This is a genomic window from Staphylococcus sp. 510, from assembly GCF_057219715.1.
In genome coordinates, this window is record NZ_JBXVVK010000038.1 from 1 (window position 1) to 3,051 (window position 3,051).

Genomic DNA, 3,051 nt, shown 5'->3' on the forward strand with positions numbered 1-3,051 from the left:
TGTTACTTTACTTGATATATGAGAATGATTTTACCTAGTAAATGAGAAAAGCAATGTCCTATATTAAAGTACATTGCTTTTTCTATTAACGAATACCTATGACTAAACTATCTCTAGCTGTTTCTACAACTTCTGTACTGATTTTATCTAAGCCATTTATATCCATAATTCTATCTATCTGTGCAAATAAACGATGAATCAGCCTAAAATTCCCTTTTGTAATTTTAATAATCGTCGTTATTGCCTCATAATCAGTAAAATCTTCGAGTTTTAGATCAAATCCTAAATCTTGCCACTTATATTCTAATATATGATGCGTCTCGTCTTTACTTAGATTATCAAATTCATGTGCAAAACCTATACGCGAATATAGTTGAGGATAACGAGATAGTTTTTTCTCTATACCTGGCATACCAATAAATATCATTGCTAAATTATGTTCATCATAAATAGCTCTTAATTGCTCTAAATGTTGCACTTTAAGGCGATCAATCTCATCTACTATAATTAAATCAATATATTTAAACATATCACTATAATGTTTACTATGATCATGACCATACTTATTTACGATGTGTAATTTTTGACCCAAATCAATACTTGCACTAATACTATATAGATCATTACTTAATCTTGTTTGTTTTTCAGCCGGTGCAGTATAAAATATCTTATTCACCGATAATATATCATCAGTCGTTTTACTAGCTAGATCTTCCCACCCTCTATGATTAACTTGCTTTTCAATAGTATTCCAATTTGTGTAATACCTAGAAGATAAAGTTTTTCCGACACCAGGTTGACCATAGCAGATCCCAATATATTGATATTTGATACAAGCATCGCAAAATTCAGCAAATCGTTTATACTCTTTCGTTTCAATGAAATTCTGATGTTTAGTCATTACGATACCTCTTTAATTTTTTGACGTTTTTAGTCGTTTCTTGAGGTGAATAACCATAATTTTTTTCTTCCTTAATTAAATCAGTGGTGCTTGGACTAGCAATATTTTGTTTTAAGTGTTTTCTTCTCTGACTACGAGCGTGCTGTATGTCTTTTATATCTATGGAGTAATCAGCTATTTCTGGACATATAGCAGTACAAAGAAATTCATCTCTATAAAACACACGTATTTCAGCCATATCATTTGGGTTATAACGAATCAGTACATATTCACCTACATAAGCTGCTAGATTAGTATTACTGTATCGAAAACCTTGAAAATGAATGCCATCTGAATGAACTTTTCTAGATTTAGGTATTTCCAACAATAATAAATCAAGTTGTTCTAAGCTACTTGGCATATTAGGGAAAAAGTGATTACTATTCCAACGACTGATAGGCGTGGTATGAATAGTACTATGTTCTTTTTGATTATAATCTTCAATTAAAAAGTAACGTAATTTTTCTTCAAAATTGTGAAAATTTATTAGATTACTAGGAGTATCATTATTGTTTATATATCCAGGCAGTTGTTCTAAGAAAGTTTGATTAACTGTCTGAAAGAATCGTTCTATTTTTCCACGACCACGAGGAACACCAACTTTCGAAAACATCAAGTTAATTTTCAAATCAATAGCGACTTGTTCCATATGATGCGAAGTAAAGTCATTTCCATGATCTGTGTAGAATTTTTCGGGTATACCACACACTGGCCAATTGGTATCATTTTTATTCCATATTGCTTGGTGTAGTGTTAATGCTGTGTTTTGAGCATTGGGGGCATCAAAACTTAAGAAATAGCCTGCAATTGCACGACTATAGTCATCCATAATAATAGTTAGCCATGGTCTATTGATATTACCTTTTTGGTCTAATATAAAGATATCTAGCAAAGTATGGTCTGCTTGCCATATTTCATTGGGTCTCGAGGATTCTCTAATTTGTATTAAATCGTACTTATTTTGATAGTATTTTTCACCCTGATGAGAGAAATCAATAACAGACTTAGGCATCGCTTTAATAACACTATAAATTTGTTTATAACTTGGTATATCAAAATTATTTTCTTTACAGTAATTAGTGATTTTCCTATGAATTGTGGCTATACTATTTCTTTTATTCATAAGCGCAAGGCGTTCAATTTCATCAATTATCTTTGGTTCTATTTTACGTGTTCCTTTATCAGCTCTTGTCGCATAGATTAGTCCTTTAAGTCCTTGTTCTTTATATGACTTATTCCACCTATAAAGGGTGCTTAACGCAATCCCTTTACTTTTAGAAATACTTGATAAAGATTGTTCGCCTAGGATAAAAGGTTTTATAATATTGTACTTTTGAGTAGCTTTTTTACGTTTGGCTTCAGAAAAATTAGTTAGATACTTCTCCTTGTTTTTCATCTTCCTTGTCCTCCAATTTATTGAGGTAACGATAAATTGTTGTACGTGAAACATGCCACTGTTCTGCAATTGTCTTAATTGGCGTGCCATTATCATAAAGTGTCTTAAGTAAGTTTAAATCTTTTTGATTTAATTTTTCTGGTCTGCCTCCATATCGGCCTCTAGCACGTGCTGCAATTCGGCCAGCTGAAGAACGCTCTAAAATTAAATTACGTTCAAATTCTGCAAATGCTGCGAATAAATGAAATAATAATTGTCCAGTTGAACTTGATTTATCCATTGTTATATTTTCTTCTAAACTATGGAAACTTACACCTCGTTCGTTAAGCTCATTAACTAATGTGATTAAATCCTCCATATTACGTCCCAATCTATCTAATCTCCAAACAACAATCGTATCTCCTGACCTCGCAAATTCAATTGCTTTATCTAAACCAGGTCTTTTACTTTTTGAACCACTCATATGGTCATTAAATATCTTTTCACAACCATATGTATTTAATCGATCCTCCTGTAAATTTAAATTTTGTAATCCAGTTGAAACTCTTGCATAACCTATTTTCAAAATACAAACCTCCTATATACACCTTTAGTGTACCATAACTTAATTACAAGGTCTTTTATGAACATAGATTTTTTGTTGGGTTTTTGAACACATAATCCTATGTAATTCTTACTTATTTAGACATAAAAGAAGAGTGTACAGAAAATGGTT

Annotated in this window: 3 protein-coding genes; all 3 read right to left on the minus strand. The window is 31.4% G+C overall.

Going from position 1 to position 3,051, the window contains the following annotated elements; genetic code table 11:
* Window positions 1-85: 85 nt before the first annotated feature.
* From AC2D8K_RS12455 to AC2D8K_RS12465, 3 genes are read right to left on the minus strand one after another with little or no spacing between them, the layout of a single operon-like run.
* Window positions 86-901 (minus strand): AAA family ATPase, encoded by an 816-nt coding sequence (locus AC2D8K_RS12455; protein WP_000160701.1) that lies wholly within the window; start codon window positions 899-901, stop codon window positions 86-88.
* Entirely contained in the window at window positions 894-2,336 is a 1,443-nt protein-coding gene (locus AC2D8K_RS12460) for a Mu transposase C-terminal domain-containing protein (protein WP_216503008.1), read from the minus strand. Before AC2D8K_RS12460 ends, AC2D8K_RS12455 begins: the two co-directional genes overlap by 8 nt.
* Entirely contained in the window at window positions 2,308-2,901 is a 594-nt protein-coding gene (locus AC2D8K_RS12465) for a recombinase family protein (RefSeq protein ID WP_000690638.1), read from the minus strand. Before AC2D8K_RS12465 ends, AC2D8K_RS12460 begins: the two co-directional genes overlap by 29 nt.
* Window positions 2,902-3,051: the final 150 nt, after the last annotated feature.